The organism is Pantoea vagans, from assembly GCF_001506165.1.
GTDB classification, from domain to species: Bacteria; Pseudomonadota; Gammaproteobacteria; order Enterobacterales; family Enterobacteriaceae; genus Pantoea; species Pantoea vagans_C.
Genome location: NZ_CP011427.1, coordinates 2,753,606 through 2,776,375 on the forward strand (window position 1 = coordinate 2,753,606; position 22,770 = coordinate 2,776,375).

At 55.9% G+C, this 22,770-nt stretch carries 25 protein-coding genes and 1 riboswitch; of the genes, 8 read left to right on the top strand and 17 right to left on the bottom strand.

Annotated elements, in window-relative coordinates:
* Positions 1-40: 40 nt before the first annotated feature.
* The 7 genes from LK04_RS12825 to moaA form a co-directional block, all read right to left on the bottom strand.
* Positions 41-748, bottom strand: a complete 708-nt coding sequence (locus tag LK04_RS12825) for a Bax inhibitor-1 family protein (protein ID WP_039336595.1) — start codon at positions 746-748, stop codon at positions 41-43.
* 57 nt (positions 749-805) lie between these two features.
* Positions 806-1,900 (bottom strand): DUF1615 domain-containing protein, encoded by a 1,095-nt coding sequence (locus tag LK04_RS12830; protein WP_039336597.1) that lies wholly within the window; start codon positions 1,898-1,900, stop codon positions 806-808.
* Between the two features lie 81 nt (positions 1,901-1,981).
* On the bottom strand, positions 1,982-2,434 hold the full coding sequence (moaE, locus tag LK04_RS12835; protein ID WP_039336650.1) for a molybdopterin synthase catalytic subunit MoaE: 453 nt from the start codon (positions 2,432-2,434) through the stop codon (positions 1,982-1,984).
* Between the two features lie 2 nt (positions 2,435-2,436).
* Complete coding sequence (moaD, locus tag LK04_RS12840) at positions 2,437-2,682, bottom strand: molybdopterin synthase sulfur carrier subunit (protein ID WP_039336599.1); 246 nt, start codon at positions 2,680-2,682, stop codon at positions 2,437-2,439.
* Complete coding sequence (moaC, locus tag LK04_RS12845) at positions 2,675-3,157, bottom strand: cyclic pyranopterin monophosphate synthase MoaC (protein ID WP_039336601.1); 483 nt, start codon at positions 3,155-3,157, stop codon at positions 2,675-2,677. The genes moaD and moaC overlap by 8 nt, the downstream gene beginning before the upstream one ends.
* Positions 3,158-3,159: 2 nt before the next feature.
* Positions 3,160-3,675, bottom strand: coding sequence for a molybdenum cofactor biosynthesis protein B (moaB, locus tag LK04_RS12850; RefSeq protein ID WP_039336603.1), 516 nt, complete (start codon positions 3,673-3,675; stop codon positions 3,160-3,162).
* A gap of 17 nt (positions 3,676-3,692) precedes the next feature.
* Positions 3,693-4,679 (bottom strand): GTP 3',8-cyclase MoaA, encoded by a 987-nt coding sequence (moaA, locus tag LK04_RS12855; protein ID WP_039336606.1) that lies wholly within the window; start codon positions 4,677-4,679, stop codon positions 3,693-3,695.
* Positions 4,669-4,802: riboswitch (molybdenum cofactor riboswitch) on the bottom strand. It overlaps the preceding gene by 11 nt.
* A gap of 195 nt (positions 4,803-4,997) precedes the next feature.
* On the opposite strand from moaA, the gene LK04_RS12860 reads away from it, so the two are divergent.
* Both LK04_RS12860 and LK04_RS20675 read left to right on the top strand, forming a co-directional pair.
* On the top strand, positions 4,998-5,900 hold the full coding sequence (locus LK04_RS12860) for a gluconeogenesis factor YvcK family protein (RefSeq protein ID WP_039336608.1): 903 nt from the start codon (positions 4,998-5,000) through the stop codon (positions 5,898-5,900).
* Between the two features lie 6 nt (positions 5,901-5,906).
* Positions 5,907-6,053 carry a hypothetical protein gene (locus LK04_RS20675; RefSeq protein WP_156138104.1) on the top strand — a complete coding sequence of 49 codons (147 nt, stop codon included), beginning with the start codon at positions 5,907-5,909 and terminating at the stop codon, positions 6,051-6,053.
* On the opposite strand, the gene uvrB is transcribed toward LK04_RS20675, so the two are convergent.
* Positions 6,037-8,058, bottom strand: a complete 2,022-nt coding sequence (gene uvrB, locus LK04_RS12865) for an excinuclease ABC subunit UvrB (RefSeq protein ID WP_039336610.1) — start codon at positions 8,056-8,058, stop codon at positions 6,037-6,039. The genes LK04_RS20675 and uvrB overlap by 17 nt on opposite strands.
* Before the next feature lie 912 nt (positions 8,059-8,970).
* Here uvrB and LK04_RS12870 point away from each other — a divergent pair.
* A complete protein-coding gene (locus tag LK04_RS12870) occupies positions 8,971-9,687 on the top strand; it encodes an ABC transporter ATP-binding protein (protein ID WP_039336612.1) in 717 nt (238 codons plus the stop codon).
* A 98-nt stretch (positions 9,688-9,785) separates the two neighbouring features.
* Here LK04_RS12870 and bioD read toward each other — a convergent pair whose 3' ends face one another.
* The 4 genes from bioD to bioB are packed head-to-tail and all read right to left on the bottom strand — an operon-like array spanning position 9,786 to position 13,375.
* Complete coding sequence (gene bioD / locus LK04_RS12875) at positions 9,786-10,457, bottom strand: dethiobiotin synthase (RefSeq protein WP_039336614.1); 672 nt, start codon at positions 10,455-10,457, stop codon at positions 9,786-9,788.
* Entirely contained in the window at positions 10,454-11,209 is a 756-nt protein-coding gene (gene bioC, locus LK04_RS12880; protein ID WP_039336616.1) for a malonyl-ACP O-methyltransferase BioC, read from the bottom strand. The genes bioD and bioC overlap by 4 nt, the downstream gene beginning before the upstream one ends.
* On the bottom strand, positions 11,193-12,344 hold the full coding sequence (bioF, locus tag LK04_RS12885) for an 8-amino-7-oxononanoate synthase (RefSeq protein WP_039336618.1): 1,152 nt from the start codon (positions 12,342-12,344) through the stop codon (positions 11,193-11,195). Before bioF ends, bioC begins: the two co-directional genes overlap by 17 nt.
* Positions 12,344-13,375 (bottom strand): biotin synthase BioB, encoded by a 1,032-nt coding sequence (bioB, locus tag LK04_RS12890; protein WP_034821141.1) that lies wholly within the window; start codon positions 13,373-13,375, stop codon positions 12,344-12,346. The genes bioF and bioB overlap by 1 nt, the downstream gene beginning before the upstream one ends.
* 88 nt (positions 13,376-13,463) lie before the next feature.
* Between bioB and bioA the strand changes: the two genes are divergently transcribed.
* Together bioA and LK04_RS12900 are read left to right on the top strand one after the other, a co-directional pair.
* A complete protein-coding gene (bioA, locus tag LK04_RS12895; RefSeq protein ID WP_039336621.1) occupies positions 13,464-14,756 on the top strand; it encodes an adenosylmethionine--8-amino-7-oxononanoate transaminase in 1,293 nt (430 codons plus the stop codon).
* 69 nt (positions 14,757-14,825) lie between these two features.
* Positions 14,826-15,302 carry a kinase inhibitor gene (locus LK04_RS12900; protein WP_039336623.1) on the top strand — a complete coding sequence of 159 codons (477 nt, stop codon included), beginning with the start codon at positions 14,826-14,828 and terminating at the stop codon, positions 15,300-15,302.
* Positions 15,303-15,418: 116 nt separating this feature from the next.
* On the opposite strand, the gene pgl is transcribed toward LK04_RS12900, so the two are convergent.
* Positions 15,419-16,414 carry a 6-phosphogluconolactonase gene (pgl, locus tag LK04_RS12905; RefSeq protein ID WP_039336652.1) on the bottom strand — a complete coding sequence of 332 codons (996 nt, stop codon included), beginning with the start codon at positions 16,412-16,414 and terminating at the stop codon, positions 15,419-15,421.
* A 149-nt stretch (positions 16,415-16,563) separates the two neighbouring features.
* Here pgl and LK04_RS12910 point away from each other — a divergent pair, with 149 nt between their 5' ends.
* Positions 16,564-17,382 (top strand): pyridoxal phosphatase, encoded by an 819-nt coding sequence (locus LK04_RS12910; RefSeq protein WP_039336624.1) that lies wholly within the window; start codon positions 16,564-16,566, stop codon positions 17,380-17,382.
* Between the two features lie 49 nt (positions 17,383-17,431).
* On the opposite strand, the gene modC is transcribed toward LK04_RS12910, so the two are convergent.
* The 4 genes from modC to LK04_RS20155 form a co-directional block, all read right to left on the bottom strand.
* Positions 17,432-18,490 carry a molybdenum ABC transporter ATP-binding protein ModC gene (gene modC / locus LK04_RS12915; RefSeq protein WP_039336626.1) on the bottom strand — a complete coding sequence of 353 codons (1,059 nt, stop codon included), beginning with the start codon at positions 18,488-18,490 and terminating at the stop codon, positions 17,432-17,434.
* Positions 18,490-19,182, bottom strand: coding sequence for a molybdate ABC transporter permease subunit (gene modB, locus LK04_RS12920; RefSeq protein ID WP_039336628.1), 693 nt, complete (start codon positions 19,180-19,182; stop codon positions 18,490-18,492). Before modB ends, modC begins: the two co-directional genes overlap by 1 nt.
* Entirely contained in the window at positions 19,179-19,952 is a 774-nt protein-coding gene (gene modA / locus LK04_RS12925) for a molybdate ABC transporter substrate-binding protein (RefSeq protein WP_039336630.1), read from the bottom strand. Before modA ends, modB begins: the two co-directional genes overlap by 4 nt.
* Positions 19,953-20,080: 128 nt before the next feature.
* Entirely contained in the window at positions 20,081-20,239 is a 159-nt protein-coding gene (locus LK04_RS20155) for an AcrZ family multidrug efflux pump-associated protein (protein WP_039336632.1), read from the bottom strand.
* Positions 20,240-20,356: 117 nt separating this feature from the next.
* On the opposite strand from LK04_RS20155, the gene modE reads away from it, so the two are divergent.
* Both modE and modF read left to right on the top strand, forming a co-directional pair.
* Positions 20,357-21,139 carry a molybdenum-dependent transcriptional regulator gene (gene modE, locus LK04_RS12930; RefSeq protein ID WP_039336634.1) on the top strand — a complete coding sequence of 261 codons (783 nt, stop codon included), beginning with the start codon at positions 20,357-20,359 and terminating at the stop codon, positions 21,137-21,139.
* A gap of 76 nt (positions 21,140-21,215) precedes the next feature.
* Positions 21,216-22,688: a molybdate ABC transporter ATP-binding protein ModF gene (modF, locus tag LK04_RS12935; protein ID WP_039336636.1), complete on the top strand. Its 1,473-nt coding sequence runs from the start codon at positions 21,216-21,218 to the stop codon at positions 22,686-22,688.
* The last annotated feature ends 82 nt before the right edge of the window (positions 22,689-22,770 follow it).

Below are 22,770 nucleotides of genomic sequence, written 5' to 3' on the forward strand. Positions count from 1 at the left end.
CCGCTACGAAGATGATTTACCGACAATTACCGAAAATGATTTACCGACGGTTACCGAAAATGCGCAGCAGCATCAGGAACAGGTTGATGAAGTCGAGATACAGCGTCAGCGCACCCATAATCGAGTAGCGGCGCAGATTCTCTTTATCGTTGACGTTAATGCTCTCGCCAATCGATTTCAGCTTCTGCGTGTCATAGGCGGTCAGACCGACAAACACCACCACACCGATATAGGTAATGGCCCACATCAGCGCCGGACTTTTCAGCCAGAAGTTCACCAGTGACGCCAGCACAATCCCGATCAGCGCCATAAACAGCAAGCTGCCGAAACGGCTCAGGTCACGCTTGGTGGTGTAACCGTAGAAGCTCATTGCGCCGAACATCCCTGCCGTCACAAAGAAAGTGCTGGCAATGGAAGAATAGGTATAGACGAGGAAGATACTCGCCAGCGTCAATCCGGTCAGCGCGGAATAGAGCATAAACAGCCCGGTCGCGAGCGTACTGCTCAGGCGATGCACCATGCCTGACAGCACAAACACCACTGCCAACTGCACAATAATCAGCCCAAAGAAGGTGATACGGTTAGCAAACACCAGCTCCATAACGGCAGGCGTACGCGCAGCAAACCATGACACAAAGGCCGTCAGCAGTAAGCCGCAGGTCATCCAGCCATAGACCTGCGCCATATAGGTTTGCAGCCCGGTTGATGCCTGCTGCACGATTGAATCATTACGTGGATATCGGTCCATGATGCACCTCATTAAGTTGGACAAACGCTGTAAGTGTGGAGTCTACACCGCATTGCGTCAACGGCGCGTCAAGCACTGTTGATATCGGCCATCAACGCGCTGCGCAAACCACGCGGTGGTCAGGTTGCGGGTGATTTTTGGGCTCTCCAGTTTTATGCCCGGCAGCATCTCACGCGGCAGACGTTTGCCCGCCATTTTGTCGGCCAGAATAAACGTCTGCTTCCACAAAGTGCTGCTGCTGAAGCTTTCGGTGTCGCCCTTCTCCAGATCGCGGCGGATTTCGCGGTTACTCATATCCAGCTGCTTACTCAGCGTGCGCACTGCTAATTCGGTCGAACCGGCTTGCTCGCTGCCATACATAATCAAATCGCCATCCAGCGCCAGCTTTATCCCACTGGCACGCGCCACGGCGGCCTGGAAGGCGGCATTGCGGCTGGCGTACCATCCGGCATTGAAATCGGCAAAGCGATACAGCGGCTGGCTGTAATCTGCCGGATACCCCAGCAGATGTAAGGTGCCGAAGTAGATACCGCCACGGCGGGTAAACACTTCACGACGGATGGAGCCGTCAATCGGATACGGATAGCCCTTGGCGTGCGCTTCGGCAAATTCAATGCTGACCTGCATCGGCCCACCGGTGTGAATCGGATTCAGATTGCCGAACAGCTTCTGCCCCATCGGCACCATATCGATGAAATCATCAAAAATGGCACTCAGCTCTTTCTCACTGCGCACTTTGTCCAGGCGTGCCGCGTAGCTTTCGCCGGTGGGGGATTTGATCAGTAAGGCGGTACGCACTAAAAAGGCGGGAACATGCACTTTCGCGGTACGGCGATCGATTTCACCCCAGGCGATTTTCGGCAAACCCGGCACTGGTGCATCGGCATTAAAATTGGATTCCTGATCGGCGACGGCGATCACCGCACAGACATTGCTGACGCTGGGATCGATCTGCTGCACGCGAAAGGCGGTGTAGATGTCATCCGCCCAGGCGCTTTTTTGCTTCACGTCACTGGGCAGCAACTGTTGGATTTGGCTTTTAACGTCGGCCGGCTGACGTGCCGGTGCCTGCGGTTCTTTTTTGCTACTACATCCCGCCAACACCAGCGCGGTAAGCAGCGCTGCGCCTTTCAGCATTTTAGTGGTGTTCATCCTGTTCCCTGATAGCCAACAAAAACCGTACCTTAACGTTTTCAGAGGGCTGCGGCTATCGGCGCAGGCGGAATTTACGCCCTACTTCCAGCGTTCGGCGGCTTGATGGTCGCTGTCGCGCGCATCGACCCAGCGTTCGCCCTGTTCGGTGGCTTCCCGCTTCCAGAAGGGGGCGCGGGTTTTCAGGTAATCCATGATGAATTCTGTCGCCGCGAAGGCGCTACTGCGATGCGCGCTGCTGACGCCAACAAACACGATTTCATCACCGGGAAACAGTTCCCCCACGCGATGGATCACCGTCACCTGCTGCAATGCCCAGCGTTGGCGTGCCTCTTCGACAATTTCCGCCAGCGCTTTTTCTGTCATGCCGGGATAGTGTTCCAGCGTTAATGCCGCCACGCTGTCACCGAGATTGTGATTACGCACTTTGCCGGTGAAGGTCACCACGGCACCATCGCTGTCATGGGCGGCGAGTTGTGCATACTCCTGCCCGACATCAAAAGGTTCGACGCCAACGCGAATGCGGGTTTCCATGCTCATCCCCCCGTCACCGGCGGGAAGAAGGCCACTTCATCTCCGGCACGCAGCGGATGGCTCATCGGCACCAGAGTTTGATTCACCGCCGCCAGCAACTTGCCGGACTCCAGCGCCAGCGCCCAGCGGTCGCTTTTTCCGGCCAGCGCCGCACGCAGCGAAGCCACGTCCTGATACTCCGGTGCCAGTTCTAACGTACTGGTTCCGGTCAGCTCGCGCACCTGCGCGAAAAACAGCACTTTAATCATGCGCCACCGCCTGAAAATCGCCGGATTTGCCGCCGCTTTTACTCAGTAAGCGCAGTTGGTCGATGACGATATCTTTCTGCACGGCCTTGCACATATCGTAAATGGTCAAGGCGGCAACCGAGGCGGCCGTCAGCGCCTCCATCTCGACGCCGGTTTTCCCGGTCAGGCGGCAGCGTGAGGTCACACGTACGCGGCTGTGTTCGGGTTCCGCCACCAGGGTCACTTCCACCTTGCTCAACATCAGCGGATGGCAAAGCGGAATCAGCTCCCAGGTGCGTTTCGCCGCCTGAATCCCGGCGATACGCGCCGTGGCGAACACGTCGCCCTTGTGGTGGCTACCGTCGATGATCATTTGCAGCGTTTCGGCGCGCATCAGCACCAGCGCTTCGGCCTGGGCTTCACGAACCGTTTCGGTTTTGCCTGAGACATCCACCATATGGGCTTCGCCAGCGGCATTGATATGCGTTAATGACATGCTTACAACTTCTTCAAATGAGAGACAAAATTACAGGGACGCGTACGCGCATCCAACTGCTCTTCAATGATGCGTTCCCACGCGCTGCGACACGCGTTGGTGGAACCCGGTACGGCGAAAATCAATGTCTGGTTCGCGAGACCAGCCACCGCGCGCGATTGCAGCGTCGAGCTGCCAATGTCTTCGTAGGAGAACATACGGAACAGCTCGCCAAATCCATCGATTTCACGATCAAACAGCGGCAGCAGTGCTTCTGGTGTGCTGTTTTTGCTGTTGAATCCGGTACCGCCGTTGACGATCACTACCTGCACATCTTCACTGGCAATCCAGCGCGATACCGTTGCACGAATGCGGTAACGATTATCCGGCACGATGGCGCGATCCACCACCTGGTGTCCGGCTTCCGTCAACGCCTCGCGCAGGTAATCACCCGAGGTGTCGTTGCTGGCGTCACGGCTATCTGAGACGGTCATCACCGCCACATTCAAGGCGACAAATTCGCCGGTCGGTTTACCCATGGCTGTAACTCCTGTGTTTAGCCACCAATGAAGGAGAGATTTTGCGTGATGCCCGTGTTGCCCTGATGCAGGAAGTGCGTCTGCTTTTTGTGCCCGAGGCTATGCGCGATACGCGCCTGCAGTTCATCTTGTTGGGCATCGGAGGCCAGCAGATCGCGTAGCGGCACGCCGCTATCGCCAAACAAGCATAAATGCAGGTTGCCGATGGCCGAGACGCGCAAGCGGTTACAACTGGCACAGAAATCTTTTTCGTAGGGCATGATCAGGCCGACTTCACCCTGATAATCAGGATGGCGGAACACCTGTGCCGGGCCATCACTGCGCCCGCGCGTCTGGCGTTGCCAACCTTGCATGATGAGTTGATCGCGGATCACTTCGCCGGAGATATGGTGACGGCGGAACAGATCGCCGCCCTCGCCGGTTTCCATCAGCTCGATAAAGCGCAGTTGGATTGGGCGCGTGCGGATCCAGTCCAGGAAAGTCTCCAGACTGTGGCTGTTCAGGTCGCGCATCAGCACGCTGTTAACTTTGACCTTCTCGAAACCCGCAGCAAAGGCAGCATCAATGCCGGCCATCACCTCAGCAAACTTGTCCTGACCGGTAATCGCGTGGAACTGGCGCGCATCAAGGCTATCGACGCTGACGTTGATGTGGGTGAGTCCCGCATCACGCCACGCCTGCACATCCCGCGCGAGGCGATAACCGTTAGTGGTCACAGCAATCTGACGGATCGCCTGATTTTCACGCACCGCCGCGATGATATCGGTGAAGTCGCGACGCATAGAGGGTTCGCCACCGGTCAGGCGCACTTTTTCTGTGCCCGCAGCCGCAAAGGCACGCGTCACGCGACGGATCTCGTCCAGCGAGAGAAAGCTTTTGTTGTGCGTACCGTTCGGCTTGTAACCGTCGGGTAAGCAGTAGGTACAACGGAAGTTACACACATCCGTGACCGACAGGCGCAGATAGTAAAAGCTGCGCGCATAGGCATCTGTAAATTGTGGCACCTGAACACCTTTCCAAATACGGGAGATGCAGTCATTTCTTTCTGCACCCTGGCAGCTTACGCTACGGCCAGGCAGCCCTATCTTTCGACTTAGGCATGCAAGGCTTGGGAGTCTGCTGTCGTTATCGACAACACGGTTAATACGGATGTTAGCGCGATTTGCCTCTCGCATCCATGAGTGAATTTCGCTATATATACTGATACATAACGATTTTTCACCGCATTTTCGCAGCAGGATACGTTAAAATGCGCGGTAGATATTGATTCACATCACTACAACTGCGCCTCTTCAGGCAGTTGTAAGCTTTTAAGGAATAGCATGAATCGTACCCTGGCAGATTTAGATCGCGTAGTGGCGCTTGGCGGCGGGCATGGCCTTGGCCGTGTGATGTCCGCACTGGCACCGCTTGGCTCGCGCCTGACCGGTATCGTGACGACCACCGATAATGGCGGATCCACCGGACGCATTCGTCGTTCGGAAGGCGGCATTGCCTGGGGTGATATGCGTAATTGCATCAATCAACTGATCACCGAGCCTAGCGTGGCGTCGGCGATGTTCGAGTATCGCTTCGCAGGCAATGGCGAGTTGGCGGGCCATAATCTTGGCAATCTGATACTCAAAGCACTCGATCACCTCAGCGTACGTCCGCTGGAAGCCATCAACATCATTCGTAATCTGCTCAAGGTGGATGCCTTCTTGATCCCGATGTCGGAGCAGCCGGTTGATCTGGTGGCGCAGGATTGCGAAGGCAACATGGTGTACGGTGAGACCGCCATTGATGAGATGAAGCAACCGCCGCAAGAGTTGATGCTGCACCCGAACGTCATCCCCACTAAAGAGGCGCTGGATGCGATTGCTGAAGCCGATTTAATTTTGATTGGCCCCGGCAGCTTTTACACCAGCCTGATGCCGATTCTGTTGATGGAAGAGATGACTCGCGCATTACGCCGTACCCCTGCCACCATGGTGTTTATTGGCAATCTTGGCCGCGAATTAAGCCCTGCAGCCGCCAGCCTGACCGTGGCCGATAAGCTGGCCATCATGGAAAAGGCGATTGGAAAGCGCGTGATTGATGCGGTAGTGGTCAGTCCGGCCGCCGACATTCGTGGTGTAGAGGATCGTCTGATTGTGCGCGAACCGCTGGAGGCCGCTGACATCAAGTACCGTCACGACCGCCAGTTACTGCGCATTGCGCTGGAGCAGGCGATTCAGGCGTTTTAGGTGCACATGAATCGCCAGTTACTGCGCATTGCGCTGAATCAGGCGATTCAGGCGATTTCGGTGCGCATGAATGCGCACACTACGGCGTTTCGCGTAGGGTCGCCATTAATGGCGACCGCAACGATTCTTGCTGAAATCAGGACGCCGCGATAAACAATTCGCGTAACTGGTGTAACTGGTCGCGCACGCTGGCAGCCTCTTCGAATTCCAGATTCTGCGCATGCTGTTGCATCTGCACCTCCAGCTCGTGAATTTTCTTCTGCATCGCCTGCGGTGTCAGTGCCAGATAGTTCGCCTCTTCTTCTGCAGCCACGCGTGAAGCCGTCTTACCTTTGCCACGCGTTTTCACCACGTTTTTGCCCAACTCAAGAATATCGGTGATTTTCTTGTTGAGACCTTGCGGCACAATGCCATGCTCTTCGTTGTAGCGCTGCTGCTTCTCGCGACGGCGTTCGGTTTCCCCCATCGCACGCTCCATCGATGGCGTAATCTTATCGGCGTAAAGAATCGCCTTACCGTTAATGTTACGTGCCGCACGACCAATGGTCTGAATCAGTGAGCGCTCAGAACGCAGGAAGCCCTCTTTATCCGCATCGAGGATCGCCACCAGCGACACCTCCGGCATATCCAGCCCCTCACGCAGTAAGTTGATGCCGACCAGCACATCAAACTCACCCAGGCGCAAATCACGAATGATCTCCATACGCTCTACGGTGTCGATATCGGAGTGCAGGTAGCGCACCTTCTCTCCGTGTTCCACCAGATATTCCGTAAGGTCTTCCGCCATACGTTTGGTCAGGGTGGTCACCAGCACACGCTCGTTAATCGCCACGCGCTGACGGATCTCTGACAGCAAATCATCCACTTGGGTCGCGACAGGACGCACTTCCAGAATCGGATCCAGCAGCCCGGTGGGACGAACTACCTGATCGATCACCTCACTGCCCGATTTTTCCAGTTCATAGTTGCCTGGCGTCGCCGAAACATAGATGGTTTGCGGCGCCAGCGCTTCAAACTCTTCAAAGCGTAAGGGACGGTTATCCAGCGCTGACGGCAGACGGAAACCATACTCCACCAGCGTCTCTTTACGTGCACGGTCGCCACGATACATGCCGCCAATCTGCGGGATGGTGACGTGCGATTCATCGACCACCAGCAAACCATCGGCCGGAAGATAATCAAACAAGGTCGGAGGCGGTTCGCCGGGGCCACGACCCGAGAGGTAGCGCGAGTAGTTCTCAATGCCAGAGCAGTACCCCAGTTCGTTCATCATCTCCAGATCGAACTGGGTGCGCTGGCTAATGCGTTGCTCTTCCAGCAGCTTATTGTTTTCCAGCAGCACTTTACGCCGCACCACCAGCTCGTCTTTGATCTCTTCCATCGCTTGCAGGATACGCTCGCGCGGCGTGACGTAGTGCGTTTTAGGGTAGATAGTAAAGCGCGGGATCACCGAGTCCACTTGCCCCGTGAGCGGATCGAACAACGATAAGCGCTCAACCTCTTCATCAAACAGTTCCACACGCAAACCAATGTCGTCGGATTCCGCCGGGAAGATGTCGATGACTTCACCACGCACCCGGAACGTACCGCGCTGGAAGACCTGATCGTTACGGGTATATTGCAGCTCTGCCAGACGACGCAAAATGCTGCGCTGATCGATGATCATTCCGCGCGTTAAGTGCAGCATCATCTTCAGGTAGAGATCGGGATCGCCCAAACCGTAGATGGCCGATACCGACGCCACCACGATCACGTCACGGCGCTCCAGCATGGCTTTGGTGGCGGAAAGACGCATCTGCTCAATGTGTTCATTAACTGCCGCATCCTTCTCAATGAAGGTGTCGGAACTTGGCACATAGGCTTCAGGTTGATAGTAGTCGTAGTAGGAGACAAAAAACTCCACCGCGTTATCCGGGAAAAACTCTTTCATCTCCCCGTACAACTGGGCAGCCAGTGTCTTGTTAGGCGCCATCACCATCGTAGGGCGATTGAGATCGGCGATGACATTGGCAATGGTAAAGGTTTTACCCGACCCCGTGACGCCCAGCAGCGTTTGATGCGCGAGACCATCTTCCAGCCCCTCCTCCAGACGACGAATCGCCTCAGGCTGATCACCTGAAGGTTTGAAAGCAGAGTTGAGTTTAAAGGCTTTACTCATGGTTTTGCGGTTCCTGCGGAAGAAGTCGGCGGGCAGGCTGCTAATTCTACTCTGCTATGGCGAATTTGCCAGAAAAAAATACTGGATATATTTACAGATATCTTGCACGATAACGGGGAAACGGGTTGTTTCGCTTCAGTGCAATTAAAGCGGCAGAAAGCAAAATGTTGTTGCGCAAGGTTATCCCCAGAGCCGTAACGCTTTTAACATTTGTCAAGAGAGCGCCATTAAATTGCAGTCGGATGACAAGGCAGAAAAATCTCAGGCTTGCTTTTAAATAACCTGCTGATTTTATTCACAATGACCTCAAAGTCCAGTTTCGCAGCATAATGTATGCAGGCCGCGTATTTCCTCGCTTGCGCCCGGTTTTCAGTCGCTAATACACAAGGTTATCCACAGGAATGGTGGATAACTGAATCCAGCCCTGAACCCATCGGCTGTGTATAATTTTCCCCAGGCTTGTCCAGGCGTGCGAAATATTTTTTTTTTGCGATTATTTTCCCCCCACCTCAGACCGCTTTAACTATTCTTTTTGCAGCTTAAGCAAGCCTTCTTGTCGTGAAAACCGTGCGTTAAGACCATTTATTTCTTCAGTGATTGCCTTATGAACGAACAGATGCACCAGAAACGTTAAGCGTTCAGCACTCTCAAAGTGCAGCCAGGTTATTACTGAGTGGAATTATTAAGCATCTCTCATCTTTTAAGGGCTGTTTTGCCTCGATTCTGATGAAGATGCCCCCGTCGCACTAATCTGGCCTGGGAATTGCAGGTACCTGACTATGGAGTGACGAGTCCATAAGGTCTGCTGCGCAGGCCTGTAACAGCAGTGTCCACTATCAATCGTGCACGACTGTATGCCAGACGACACAGAGCGGGAGCATTCAGGCAAATAATCTGGAAGGAGTATGTCAGATGCTGAGTTTACGTTCGGTGAATCAGTTTTACGGTCACAACCATATTCTGTGGGATGTCGATCTCGATCTGCCCCCCGGCACCTGTACCGGTGTGCTGGGCAGTCCCGGAATGGGCAAAACCACGCTAGTGAACTGCATCATGGGGCGCTTACCGATTAATAGCGGCTCGATGACCTGGCAGGAAGATGGTTCGCCGCCAGAGGACTTGCTGCTGCAACCTGCGGAACAGCGCGCGCGAATGGGCATTGGCTATGTGCCGCAGGGGCGCCATATTTTCTCGCAGATGAGTGTGGAAGATAACCTGATGATTGCGTTGATGGCCGCGCAGGACGACCGCAGCCGTGCTATTCCAGAAATGGTTTTCGATCTGTTTCCTGCACTCTATTCATTACGCCATCAGCGCAGCGGCGAATTACCGATGGACCAGCAGCAGCACCTTGCGCTGGCACGTGCACTGGTGTTGCAGCCAAAGCTGCTGATTCTGGATGAACCCACTGAAGGTATGTCGCCTTGGCTGGAAGAGGAGATGGGCAACCTGATCCGCCGCCTCAATCGCGAATACGGTTTAACGGTATTACTGCTGGAGCAGCACGTGTCGTTTATCCGCCGGGTAGCGGACTATTTCCTGCTGCTGCATCGGGGTCGTAATGTGGCGCAGGGCCACGTGGCACAACTGGACGATATCACTGTTAGCAAGTGGTTAACGTCGACGTAGCGGCCGCCGATTGGTGTGGTCGCCATTAATCGCGACCCTACGGGTGAATGATAAATCGTTGTAGGGTGCGCATTTATGCGCACCTGGAAAGGATATTTTTACAGTGGCAGGGTCAAATACTGCCCGCACTCGGCCTGCTGCGTTTCGTTGTCCAGATACGGAATCTCGCCCAGGAACGGCGCATCAATACGCTGACGCAGTGTGGCGATGTACTCCGCATGACGTTTACCCGGCGGCTGAATATCGTTGGCAATCCATCCCGCCAGACGCAGCCCGCGTGCCTTAATCGCTTCTGCTGTCAGCATCGCATGGTTAATACAGCCCAGTTTCACTCCCACCACCAGGATGACCGGGAGTTGCTCCGCCTCAACCCAATCGGCATAGGTTTGCGTCTCCGATAAGGGGGTAAACCAACCGCCGGCCCCCTCCACCAGCACCCATTCAGCCTGCTGCTCCAGCGCACGCAGCCCTGCGGACAACGCAGCAAACTCAATCGGCCTGCCCTCTTCCGCACTGACAATGTGCGGTGAAGTCGGTTCCACAAATGCCATCGGGTTCACCTGCTCGTAGCTGAGTGCCAGGCTGCTGTAGCGCTGGAGCGCCAGGGCATCACTGTTGCGGATCCCCGCTGGCGTGATGTCACACCCTGATGCCACTGGCTTGTAGCCTGCGGTACGTAAACCCGCAGCACTCGCCGCCTGCAACAGTGCGCCACTGGCCACCGTTTTGCCGACTTCAGTGTCCGTTCCGGTAATAAACCAGCGTGTCATTTACTTAAAACTCCATACATCAAGTGATAACTGAGGCGATAGCCGCGCTCATCTTGCGGCCAGCACTGCTCAAGCTGTGTCAGCTGCTTACGCGTGAGCACACCTGTGCCGCGCCCTTCATGCAAATGGGTGGCACCAATACCTTTCAACGAGCGCATCGCGCTCAGCGCTGTGGGGAAGTGCAGCGTGATCATCTGCTGCTGAGCGTGCAGCGGCAAACCTGCGCAGGCTGAGGTCAATTGCGCTTCGTTGAGAAAGCGATTGGCGTGGATACGGCCATCAAGTTGTGCCCACGCCTGATGCACTTCATGCAGCGAGCCATCAAGCAGGGTCGAAAACAGCACCGCGCCGCCGGGACGTGTGACGCGCAGGAATTGCTGTAGCGCAAGGCGCAGATCGCTGCTCCACTGCACCGCCAGATTGCTCCACACCCCATCAACGCTGTTATCCGGTAGCGGCAATTCATCGATATCCCCTTGCACATAATGCTGTGCAGAGTGCTGGGTGCGCGCAGCATCCAGCATACTGGCAGAGAGATCGAGCGCGGTGAGTGTGCGCCCACGATCGCGCCAGTAGCGACTGTACCAACCAGTGCCACACCCCGCGTCCAGCAAATGCGGGCCAAAACCCGCCGGTGCCAGCGCCAACAGGGCATCCCCACTCTGCCGCTGCAACTCGGCATGTTGTTCATAATGCTGTGCCGCGCGTCCAAAGGCCTGCGCCACCGCCTGCTTGTTAACCTGCAGCGTCATACAGTGCCTCCAGTAGACGATCGATGTCTTCAGTGTGGTGTGCCGCCGTGAGGGTGATGCGTAAACGCGCCGTGCCCGGCGGCACCGTAGGCGGTCGAATCGCGCTCACCCAGCATCCGGCAGCAGCCAAACGCTGTGACAACGCCAACGCCGCACTGTTTTCGCCCACAATCAGTGGCTGAATCGCACTGTTTGACGGCATCAGCTGCCACGGAAGATCGGCCGCACCGCGACGGAAGCGAGCGATATGGCTGTTTAGCTGTTCACGGAGGGCATCGCCCTGTTGGATCTGCTGCAACGCGGCCAACAGCGCACAACATTGTGCCGGTGGCATCGCGGTGGAGTAGATCAAATGGCGTGAAAACTGCTCGACGTAATCCGCCGTGGCTTCATCGCATAACAGTGCGGCTCCGCTGACGCCAAAACCTTTGCCAAAGGTGACAATTAACAGCTCGGGTTTTACGCCCTGCTGCCAGCAACTTCCTCGCCCCTGCTCACCGCACACCCCAATACCGTGTGCATCATCCACCAGCAACCAGCCGTTGCCACGCTGCGTCTCCTGCGCGATAGCGGCTAGCGGTGCGCTATCGCCATCCATGCTGAAAATGCCTTCGGTCACCACCAGCGTGCCGCCGTCCGACGGCGTTGCCAGCAGTTTAGCCAGGCTCTCAGGCTGATTATGGGCAAAACGTCTGAGGGTAGCCGGGCTGTGGCTGGCCGCATCCAGCAGCGATGCGTGTGCCAGCTTATCGGCGAGAATGCGATCTTGCTTTTCTGCCAGCAGATGGATCACCGCCTGATTGGCGGCAAAGCCGGAGATAAACAGCAAGGCACGTTTGTAACCCAACCACTCCGCCAGCTGCTCTTCCAGCTGCGCATGGTATTGGCTATAGCCCGTGACGTGGCCGGAAGCGCCCGCGCCAGCCCCCGCTTGCGCCGCACCCTGCTGCCAGGCCGCAATCACCGCTGGATGCTGGCTCAGGCCCAGATAATCGTTGCTGGAGAAGTGGCAATAGCGCTGCCCCTCGAGCGTGATCTCACGGACACTGTTGTGTTCAAAACGCCGCCGCACGCGCCAGCCATCAGCTTCACGTCGTGCGATCAACGCGTGTTCAATGCGATCTGACCAGCTCATTACACTGCCGCGTTGTAGAACTGTTCGGTATCCGCGTGCACCAACTGTTCACTCAGTTGATATTGCTGCTCATTGTCACCTGCGGTGGTGGCGGTGTGTTCGGGATTGAGGCCGAGTTTGCGGAACAGGATCAGATCTTTATCTTCTTCCGGGTTCGGCGTAGTCAGCAATTTGCAACCGTAGAAGATGGAGTTAGCACCGGCCATAAAGCACATCGCCTGAGTTTGCTCGCTCATCTGCTCACGGCCCGCTGAAAGACGGACGTGCGACGATGGCATCATGATACGTGCCACCGCAATGGTGCGGATAAAATCAAAAGGTTCAACGTCATCGTTATCCGCCAGCGGCGTGCCTTTGACCTTGACCAGCATGTTGATCGGCACACTCTCTGGTGGCGTCGGTAGATTCGCCAACTGCACCAGCAAGCCCGCACGGTCTTTCACCGTTTCACCCAGGCCGACAATGCCGCCCGAGCACACTTTAATGCCTGCGCCGCGCACTTTATCCAGCGTATCCAGACGCTCCTGATAGCTGCGCGTGGTGATGATGCTGCCGTAAAACTCTGGCGAAGTGTCGAGGTTGTGGTTGTAGAAATCGAGACCCGCACTGGCCAGGCGCTCAGCCTGGGTGTTGTCCAGCGTGCCCAGTGTCATGCAGGTTTCCATACCCATAGCTTTCACGCCCTGCACCATCTGCTCCAGGTACGGCATGTCGCGCTCGTGAGGGTTTTTCCATGCAGCGCCCATACAGAAACGGCTTGATCCCGCCGCTTTGGCTTTACGCGCCGATTCCAGCACCGCTTCCACTTCCATCAGACGCTCGGACTCCAGCCCGGTTTTATAGCGTGCACTCTGCGGGCAGTATTTACAGTCTTCCGGACAGGCACCGGTTTTGATCGACAGCAGTGTACTGACCTGCACCTGGCGCGGATCAAAATGCTGACGGTGAACTTGCTGCGCTTCGAACATCAGCTCAAGGAAAGGTTTATCGAACAGTGCCTGAGCTTGTGTCAGTGTCCAGCGGTTTGCCATTGCTTACTCCAGAAAAAAGGGGTTCATCCCGACGATTAACGTGGTTATACTCGTAAACTAAATCTTTTCAAAATGGTTTACAAGACAGATGTTCACTCAGGACGACCTCAACTTTGACCGCCAGCATATCTGGCATCCGTACACCTCGATGCGCGATCCGCTGCCCTGTTACCCGGTAGTCGCCGCGCACGGTTGCCAGCTACAGCTGGCTGATGGACGAGAACTGGTCGACGGGATGTCGTCGTGGTGGGCAGCGATTCATGGCTATAACCATCCGCGCCTCAATCAGGCTTTACAGCAGCAGATGGCGCAGATGTCGCATGTGATGTTTGGCGGTATTACCCATCCGGCCGCCGTGGAACTGAGCCGCCAGCTGATCGCCATGACACCTGAAGCGCTGGAGTGCGTGTTCCTCGCCGATTCCGGGTCGATCGCCGTCGAAGTCTCGATGAAAATGGCGTTGCAGTACTGGCTGGGACGCGGTGAAACACGGCAAAAATTCCTCACGTTGAAGCGTGGCTATCACGGCGACACTTTTGCCGCGATGTCGGTGTGCGATCCAGAAAACTCCATGCACAGCTTGTGGCGGGGTTATCTGCCGGAACACCTGTTCGCCGCTGCGCCGCAGTGCGGCTTCGATGCGGAGTGGGATGCCTCTGACTTTGCCGATTTCGCTCAGTTAGCGGAGAAGCATCATCGCGAGATTGCGGCGGTGATCCTTGAACCCATCGTGCAGGGTGCTGGCGGGATGCGCTTCTACCATCCGCGCTATTTGCAGCAGGTGCGCGAACTGTGCGATCGCTACGGCATCCTGCTGATTGCCGATGAGATCGCCACCGGATTTGGTCGCAGCGGTAAACTGTTTGCCTGCGAGCATGCCGGGATCGCACCCGATATTCTCTGCCTGGGTAAGGCATTGACCGGCGGCACCATGACGCTTTCCGCCACACTCACGACCCGCGAAGTGGCCGACACCATCAGCCGCAGTGCCGCGGGCTGCTTTATGCATGGCCCCACCTTTATGGGCAATCCACTGGCCTGTGCGGTGGCGGTAGAGAGCCTGACGATGATCAATGAGGGGCACTGGCCTGCGCAAGTGACAGCAATCGAACAGCAGTTGCAGCGCGAACTGCTGCCACTCAGCCAGCATCACGCCGTGGCCGATGCCCGCGTGCTGGGGGCGATTGGCGTCATTGAAACCCACTCGCCGGTGAATATGGCGGCACTGCAGCAGTTCTTTGTTGAACGTGGCGTGTGGATCCGGCCGTTTGGCAAGTTGATCTACCTGATGCCACCTTATCTGATTTCTGCCGCTGAACTCTCACAACTAACCCAGGCAGTGCGTGCGGCGCTGGATGTTGAGGCGCATTTCCAAGGGTGAGGAGACTGGAAGTGCAGCAGATTTTCCACCATGATGGACGGCACTGCACAATGGAAAAAAGGAGAGGTCATGCGCGTATTTAGCCAGGATTTTAATGATGGCGATAAGATGCCAGAGCGACACGTTTTCAACGGGATGGGATACACAGGGGATAATCTGTCACCTCATCTGGCTTGGGAAGATGCCCCTGAGGGGACTAAGAGTTTTGTGGTGACCTGTTACGATCCTGATGCACCAACAGGTTCAGGTTGGTGGCACTGGGTGGTCGCGAACTTGCCCGCTGACGTGACGGAACTGGCGCAAGGTGCCGGTTCAGGCGTTGCCGCCTTGCCAGCAAGCGCGATTCAGACGCGCACCGATTTTGGTCAAACCGGTTACGGCGGCGCAGCGCCTCCGCAGGGTGAGTCACATCGCTATATCTTTACCGTACACGCGATGGATACCGATAAGATTGACGTAGATGCCGGCGCGAGTGGTGCCATGGTGGGCTTTAATGTGCACTTCCATGCACTGGCAAGCGCGTCCATCACGGTGAAATACGCTTAATTGTTACTCTGTAGCGGCGCGATTTATCACGCATGTCGTCGCGATACCGCCGTAAAATGCGCGATAAATCGCGCCGCTACGGTTAAGACCTGCCGGTTATATCGGCAGGTCATTAATCAATCCAACGCGTGAATCACCACCCACATCGGGCCCTGGCCTACGGCGTAACGCGCCAGCGGTTGCAGCAGACCGCGCTCTGCAATCTTATACACTTCGATATGATGTGATTTCTGCCCCGCCGCCACCAGATACTGACCACTGTTATCGATATTGAAACCGCGCGGCTGTGTTTCTGTTGGCTGGTAGCCTTCGATCGCCAACACCGAACCATCTTCACTTATGCTAAACGCAGTAATGGTGCTGCTGGTGCGGTCGCAGGCGTACAGGAAACGGCCATCTGGCGTGATGTGGATATCTGCCGCCCAGCGCGTATCGCTGAAATCTTTCGGCATCATGTCCAGGCTTTGCACGCGCTCTACCTGGCCGTGCACGTTGCTCAGAGCCCAGACATCCACGGTGCTGTCGAGTTCATTCACCACATAGCCGTAAGCGCCATTAGGATGGAATGCCATGTGACGTGGACCTGCACCTTCAACCGTGGTGACTTGTGTTTGCTCGCGCGGTGCCAGGGTGCCGTCCGCGTTCAGTTGGAACAGGCAGATGCGATCCTGCTTCAGTGCCGGCACAAACAGCGTTTGGTTGCTGAGATCGATATTCGCCGAGTGGCAACCATCCAAACCGCTAATCACCTGGCTCGGTGCCTGCGGCACACCATCGCTGCCAATCGGGCTGATGCTGACGCAGGCATCGTTGTAAGAACCGCAGAACAGGTAGTGACCCTGACGATCGGTGGAGATATGCGTCGGGCTGCCCGGCAACGGCGCTTCACCGGCCAGGCTCAGCGAACCGTCGGCCGCAATGCGATACGCCAGCACGCGAAAATTCGGACGAACCCCGACATAGAGAAAATCTTTCTTCGGGCTCACCACCATCGGCTGCACCTGACCGGCCACATCCGTGACCTGCAATAACGTCAGTGCGCCATCTTCCTGTAACTGCCAGGCATGGATCTGCTGGCTCTCGGGACTGGCGGTATACACGACTTGTTTCATGCGTTTTTCCTTATTCGCTGCCTGATGAAAGGGATAACTGTAGCGCGTTTCATTTTGCCGCGCTGGATTCATTTGTGCCCTGTTTTTTGTCTCAGGGCCGCTGCCGGGTGTAGACTAAACCCTTTGCTAACTCCCGGACGGAAAGAGTAATGAGCTACCGCGTAATCGCCCTTGACCTTGATGGCACCCTGCTGACCCCGAACAAAACCATTCTGCCAGAATCGATTGAAGCGCTGGCCCGCGCACAACAGGCGGGTGTCAAAGTGCTGATCGTCACCGGTCGCCACCACTGCGCTATCCACCCTTTTTATCAGGCACTGCAGCTGGAGACACCCGCAATCTGCTGTAATGGCACCTACTTGTATGATTATCAAGCGAAGAAGGTGCTGGCTTCCGATCCTCTGGAGAAAAGCCAGGCGACACGCGTTATCGAGATGCTCGATGAGGAGAACATTCACGGCCTGCTGTATGTGGATGACGCCATGCTGTATCAGGAGCCGACCGGCCACGTCACGCGTACCTTAAACTGGGCACAATCGCTGCCGGAAGCGCAACGTCCGCTGTTCCTGCAAGTGCCTAGCCTGGCGCAAGCGGCTCAGGATGCACACGCCATCTGGAAGTTTGCCCTTTCCCACCCTGATACCCGAGCATTACAGCAGTTTGCAGAGCGCACCGAAGCTGAGCTGGGGCTGGCCTGCGAATGGTCATGGCACGATCAGGTGGATATTGCTCAGGCAGGCAACAGCAAAGGTAAGCGTCTGGCGCAGTGGGTTGAGAGCCAGGGTTTGAGCATGCAAGACGTGCTGGCGTTTGGCGACAACTACAACGATCTCAGCATGCTGGAACAGGTTGGATTGGGCGTGGCGATGGGTAATGCTGATGACGCGATCAAAGCGCGCGCCAAAAAAGTCATTGGCACCAACCTGGAAGCGGGTATTGCCGAAGTGATTTACCAGGAAGTTCTGTAACCGTCTGAAATCAAAGGTGCGCATAAATGCGCACCCTACAAATGTGTCGCTATGTTGTAATCGACACACTCTTAATCTGCGCATACAGCCACTGATCGGGTCGAATACCCAGCTCATCCCTTGCCCATGGCGAAATTCGCGCCCACAGCTCACTGATGCCAATGCGCAATTTCACTTCGACCTGATCATCAATCTCCAACAACTCGACCACCTGGGCAGGCAAGATGTTGCGGACTGAGGTGTTTTGCGGCGGCTGCAGTGCCAGGGACACGTCTGCCGAGGCGATACGAATACGCAGTGCCGTTTTTACGGGCTGATTCACCCGGCTGACCCAAATGTGTTGGTCGCCCAGTGATAAAGCCGTCATCGGGTAATCGGGATGCTGCTCCAGCACCTGCACGCGCAGTACGCTGGTGCGATCGGCAATTGGGAGCCACGGGCGCATTGCCGCGCTACTCCACACCTTCTCCAGTGCGCCAAAGGCTTTCACTTTGCCACTATCCAACACCAGTACGTTGTCGGCCAGTTGCAGGATCTCATCCAGGCTGTGCGAAACGTACAGGATCGGAATATCCACCTGCTTCGCCAGCTTTTGCAGGTACGGCATCAGTTCACGCTTACGGATCAAGTCCAGTGAGGCCAGCGGTTCGTCCATTAGCAAGATGTCCGGCGCGGTGAGCAATGCGCGGCCAATCGCCACACGCTGCTTTTCACCGCCTGACAGGGATGCCGGAAAGCGATTGAGCAGCGGTTCCAGCCCAAGTAACGTCACCAGGCTGTTAAACTGCGCCTTCATGTTCGCCGCCATGCCATATTGCAAGTTGCCCTTCACACGATAGTGCGGGAACAAACGTGCATCCTGGAAGACATAGCCGATGCGGCGTTTTTCGGGCGGCAGATTTACACGCGTCGCCGCATCAAACAGCAGGCGATCGTTAAGCTGAATCTGCCCGTTCTGCGGTTGCGTCAAGCCACCAATCGCATTGATCAGTGAGGTTTTACCTGCCCCTGACACGCCAAAAATGGCGGTGATGCCACTGCCGGGGATCTGCACATTGACGTCAAGCAGGTGATCGCCCAGCTGTTGGGAAATATTCAGATTCAGCATCAGGCCGCTCCTAACCGCTTACGGCCCCAGCGCGCCAGCAGCTCTGAAGCCACCAGCGACAACAAGGCCAGCGCAATCGCCACTGCGCACAGGCGAGCAGCAGTGCCTTCCGCGCCGGGCGTTTCAATCAGCGTAAACATCGCGGACGGAATAGTGCGCGTCTCACCAGGAATGTTGGAGACGAAAGTAATGGTTGCGCCGAACTCACCCAGTGAACGGGCAAAGGCCAACACCGTACCGACAATGATGCCCGGCAAGGTGAGCGGAAGGGTAATGGTGAAAAATACACGCCAGCGTCCCGCACCCAGCGTGCGTGCGGCTTGCTCCAGTTTGGTATCGACCGCTTCCAGCGCCAGACGTATCGCGCGTACCATCAACGGAAAAGCCATCACCGCAGAAGCCAGCACCGCACCGCGCCAGCTAAAGGCAAAGGTGAAGCCAAACCAGTCATACAGCCATTCGCCAATGAATCCACGGCGGCCAAGGGCTATCAACAGCAGATAACCCACCACCACGGGCGGTAACACCAGCGGTAAATGGATCACGCTATCCAACAGGGTTTTGCCCGGAAACCGGCAGCGCGCCAGAATCCAGGCCATCATGATGCCAAACGGCAGGCTGACCAGTACTGCAACACAAGAGACTTTTAGGCTGAGAAACACCGCCTGCCATTCGGGATCGCTAAGTATCATTTCTTCGGCGTAAATCCATACTGTTTAAACACGGCAGCGGCATCCGGCCCCTGCAAGTACTTGTAGAAGGCTTCAACCGTTGCGTTCTGATGTTCTTTCACTATCGCCATTGGGTATTCCACTGGCTTGTGGCTGTCTTCAGGGAAGCGCCCGACCACCTGCACTTTGTCACTGGCCACGGCATCGGAACCGTACACAATGCCATAAGGCGATTCGTTACGTTCCACCAGGGCCAGCGCGGCACGGACGTTGTTGGCCGGAGCCAGCTGCGGCGATAACGTTTCCCACGCGCCCAGTTTTTGCAGCGCTTCTTTCGCGTAAATCCCTGCTGGCACATGATCCGGATCGCCCACCGCCAGACGTTCACCTTTTAACAGGCTTTTCCAGTCAGTTTGCGCATTGATGGTCACGGCTTTCGCGCTGTCACTCTTCGGCGCCACCAGCACTAAATCGTTGCCCAGCAAGGTGTAGCGCGTGCTATCGACTACACTCTTTTTCGCCATCACATCATCCATCCACTGCTGGTCAGCAGAGATGAACAGATCGGCGGGGGCGCCCTGATCAATCTGACGCGCTAAGGTAGATGAAGAAGCAAAAGAAGACACCACCTCGACACCGGTTTTCTTCTGATACTGCGTGGCGATTTCCTGCAACGCATTGGTCAGTGATGCCGCGGCAAACACAGTGATCTTCTCTGCCGCCACGGCGTGGCTCGCCATGGAAACACTTAAAACAGTTGCAGCAGTCCAGCGGTAATTAATTTTCAGCATTGTTTACTCCTTGTTACGTTATATATTTGATAATACAACGCGAGGACAAATGCTGTCATGAGATATATATCGGCGGTTTTTGACAGAAGTTAAGGACAAAACGCCCGCGAAAAGCGGGCGTTTAGAAATCAATGATGTGAGCTGTTGGCAGGACGATCGTCGCGGCGGCCAAATTTTGAGATGACGTTGAAAACTTCACCCAAGCCGTAAATCAGACCGAGCATAATGGCCATCACAATTGGCACCATGATGACAGCCACAGCCAGGCTTTTAAGCAGTTCCAGCATGGAAACCTCACGCAGAAAATAAAAAAGTGATTGTAACGGTTAGGGAAAAAAACGCACTGCCCTTTTCGTGCTTTTACTTTTGGCCTTAAACTTGTCGGACTAACCCAAGGAGCTGACATGCAGGCAGAACTTTCTCTCAATATTCGTCTTCAGCAAAAGCTGTTTGCCGATCCGCGCCGCATCGAACTGCTGAAACGCGTGCAGGAAACGGGCTCCATCAGCCAGGGGGCAAAACTGGCTGGCATCAGCTACAAAAGCGCCTGGGACGCCATCAACGATATGAACCAGATGGCTGATCAAACTTTAGTCGACCGGGCCACGGGAGGCAAAGGCGGCGGTGGCGCGCAGTTAACCCGTTACGGCGAACGCCTGATTCAGCTGTTTCAGTTGATGGAGCAAATCCAGCAGAAAGCCTTTGATGCACTGCAAAATGACAGCTTACCGCTCGATAGTCTGTTGGCGGCCATTGCCCGTTTCTCGCTGCAGACCAGTGCCCGTAACCAACTTTTTGGCACCGTGTTGGCGCGCGACCATCAGCAGGTCCAGCAGCATATCGACGTCCAGTTGGCCGACGGCGTGACCCGACTGCAGGTCGCCATTACCGAACGCAGCGCTGAATGTTTGCAACTCGATAGCGGTAAAGAGGTATTAGTGCTGATTAAAGCACCGTGGATTCAGGTGAGCCGCGATGCCGTGAAGAGTGATAATCAGCTGCAGGTGACCATCAGCGCTATCGAACCCGGCGATCAGGTGAGCGAGGTATTAATGGCTCTGCCAAGCGGTGAGACCTTGTGTGCCACCCTTAATAATGCACAAGTGCAGCAGCAGAATCTCCAGCCGGGCGAGCCGGTGACCGCCAGTTTTAACGCTGAACATGCCATCATCGCCACACTGCTCTGAAATCCAGGCCATGATTTGACTTCGTCCGCCTTGCTCGCTACAACTGAGTAACACGATGCATAAAACGGAATGAATCATGGCTTCATTGCAAATTTCGCAAGGCATATTTCACCTTAGCGACACGCGAGCACTGTCACTTAACGATCTCACCCTGAACAGCGGCGAAAGCTGGGCCTTTGTTGGCGCCAACGGCAGCGGAAAATCGTCACTGGCACGGGCGCTCTCTGGCGAACTGACGCCGGGTAAAGGGCAAGTTACCCAGGATTTCCAGCGCCGTACCCGACTGTCACTGGAACAACTGCAAAAGCTGGTCAGCGATGAATGGGAACGTAACAACACCGATCTGCTGAGTGAAGGTGAAGACGATACCGGTCGCACCGCGGCGCAAATTATTCAGGATGAAGTGAAGGACGAGGCGCGTTGTCAGGCACTGGCGCAGCAGTTTGGCATCACTTATCTGCTCGAACGCCGTTTCAAATATCTCTCTACCGGGGAGACGCGCAAAACATTGCTGTGTCAGGCGCTGATGGCGCAGCCGGATTTATTAATTCTTGATGAACCCTTTGATGGACTGGATGTGGCCTCACGCGCCAGCCTCGCAGAAACGCTGAGCGACTTGCACCAGCATGGCTATTCTGTGGTGCTGGTGCTCAACCGCTTTGATGATATTCCCGACTTCGTCCAGCAGGTTGGCGTGCTGGCAGAGTGCACCCTGACCCACGTTGGCGAACGCAAGGCGATTCTGGCTGAAGCCCTGGTGGCACAGTTGGCGCACAGTGAGAAGCTGGCAGGGATGGCGCTGCCAGAACCCGATGAGCCAGATCAGTTGCCGCATCTGGCCGACGATGCGCCGCGCGTGATCCTGCGTAATGGCGTAGTCTCCTATAACGACGTAGCGGTGATTGATGGACTGAGCTGGCAGGTGAATCCAGGCGAGCACTGGCAGATTGTTGGCCCAAACGGTGCCGGTAAATCCACCCTGCTCAGCCTGGTGACCGGCGATCATCCTCAAGGCTACAGTAATGATTTAACGCTGTTCGGCATTCGTCGCGGCAGTGGTGAAACCATCTGGGATATTAAGCAGCACATCGGTTACGTCAGCAGCAGTCTGCATCTCGACTATCGTGTGAGCTGCAATGTGCGCACAGTGGTGCTATCCGGGTTCTTTGATTCGATCGGTTTGTACCAAGCGGTTTCTGACCGCCAGAAAGCCCTCGCGCGACAGTGGCTGGCGCTGCTGGGCATGGACAATCATCTGGCCGATGCGCCGTTCCACAGTCTCTCCTGGGGCCAGCAGCGTCTGGTGTTGATTGCGCGTGCGCTGGTGAAACATCCAACGTTACTGATTCTGGACGAACCGCTGCAGGGGCTTGATCCGATTAACCGCCAGCTGGTGCGTCGTTTTGTCGATGTGCTGATTGGCGAAGGCCGCACCCAGTTGCTGTTTGTCTCGCATCACGCGGAAGATGCGCCGCAGTGCATTACCCATCGTCTGAGCTTTGTGAAGCAGGATAAAGGGTACGGCTATCAGCAGGATGATTTGCGATAACCTGGTCGCCATAAATGGCAACCCTACGTCAATCGTGCGCGGTTTTCCTAGGGTGCGCATTAATGCGCACCTTTGATGTCAC

Excerpts from the sequence above, each read along its gene's own strand:
- bioF (WP_039336618.1), bottom strand. The coding sequence starts at position 12,344 with ATGAGCTGGTCAGATCGCATTGAACACGCGTTGATCGCACGACGTGAA.
- moaD (WP_039336599.1), bottom strand. The coding sequence starts at position 2,682 with ATGATTAAAGTGCTGTTTTTCGCGCAGGTGCGCGAGCTGACCGGAACC.
- LK04_RS12825 (WP_039336595.1), bottom strand. The coding sequence starts at position 748 with ATGGACCGATATCCACGTAATGATTCAATCGTGCAGCAGGCATCAACC.
- moaE (WP_039336650.1), bottom strand. The coding sequence starts at position 2,434 with ATGGAAACCCGCATTCGCGTTGGCGTCGAACCTTTTGATGTCGGGCAG.
- pgl (WP_039336652.1), bottom strand. The coding sequence starts at position 16,414 with ATGAAACAAGTCGTGTATACCGCCAGTCCCGAGAGCCAGCAGATCCAT.
- LK04_RS20675 (WP_156138104.1), top strand. The coding sequence starts at position 5,907 with ATGAATCGCCAGTTACTGCGCATTGCGCTGAATCAGGCGATTCAGGCG.
- bioB (WP_034821141.1), bottom strand. The coding sequence starts at position 13,375 with ATGGCAAACCGCTGGACACTGACACAAGCTCAGGCACTGTTCGATAAA.
- modE (WP_039336634.1), top strand. The coding sequence starts at position 20,357 with ATGCAGGCAGAACTTTCTCTCAATATTCGTCTTCAGCAAAAGCTGTTT.
- modA (WP_039336630.1), bottom strand. The coding sequence starts at position 19,952 with ATGCTGAAAATTAATTACCGCTGGACTGCTGCAACTGTTTTAAGTGTT.
- bioC (WP_039336616.1), bottom strand. The coding sequence starts at position 11,209 with ATGACGCTGCAGGTTAACAAGCAGGCGGTGGCGCAGGCCTTTGGACGC.
- uvrB (WP_039336610.1), bottom strand. The coding sequence starts at position 8,058 with ATGAGTAAAGCCTTTAAACTCAACTCTGCTTTCAAACCTTCAGGTGAT.
- bioD (WP_039336614.1), bottom strand. The coding sequence starts at position 10,457 with ATGACACGCTGGTTTATTACCGGAACGGACACTGAAGTCGGCAAAACG.
- modC (WP_039336626.1), bottom strand. The coding sequence starts at position 18,490 with ATGCTGAATCTGAATATTTCCCAACAGCTGGGCGATCACCTGCTTGAC.
- bioA (WP_039336621.1), top strand. The coding sequence starts at position 13,464 with ATGTTCACTCAGGACGACCTCAACTTTGACCGCCAGCATATCTGGCAT.
- LK04_RS12870 (WP_039336612.1), top strand. The coding sequence starts at position 8,971 with ATGCTGAGTTTACGTTCGGTGAATCAGTTTTACGGTCACAACCATATT.
- LK04_RS12860 (WP_039336608.1), top strand. The coding sequence starts at position 4,998 with ATGAATCGTACCCTGGCAGATTTAGATCGCGTAGTGGCGCTTGGCGGC.
- modB (WP_039336628.1), bottom strand. The coding sequence starts at position 19,182 with ATGATACTTAGCGATCCCGAATGGCAGGCGGTGTTTCTCAGCCTAAAA.
- moaC (WP_039336601.1), bottom strand. The coding sequence starts at position 3,157 with ATGTCATTAACGCATATCAATGCCGCTGGCGAAGCCCATATGGTGGAT.
- LK04_RS12830 (WP_039336597.1), bottom strand. The coding sequence starts at position 1,900 with ATGAACACCACTAAAATGCTGAAAGGCGCAGCGCTGCTTACCGCGCTG.
- LK04_RS20155 (WP_039336632.1), bottom strand. The coding sequence starts at position 20,239 with ATGCTGGAACTGCTTAAAAGCCTGGCTGTGGCTGTCATCATGGTGCCA.
- LK04_RS12900 (WP_039336623.1), top strand. The coding sequence starts at position 14,826 with ATGCGCGTATTTAGCCAGGATTTTAATGATGGCGATAAGATGCCAGAG.
- modF (WP_039336636.1), top strand. The coding sequence starts at position 21,216 with ATGGCTTCATTGCAAATTTCGCAAGGCATATTTCACCTTAGCGACACG.
- moaB (WP_039336603.1), bottom strand. The coding sequence starts at position 3,675 with ATGGGTAAACCGACCGGCGAATTTGTCGCCTTGAATGTGGCGGTGATG.
- LK04_RS12910 (WP_039336624.1), top strand. The coding sequence starts at position 16,564 with ATGAGCTACCGCGTAATCGCCCTTGACCTTGATGGCACCCTGCTGACC.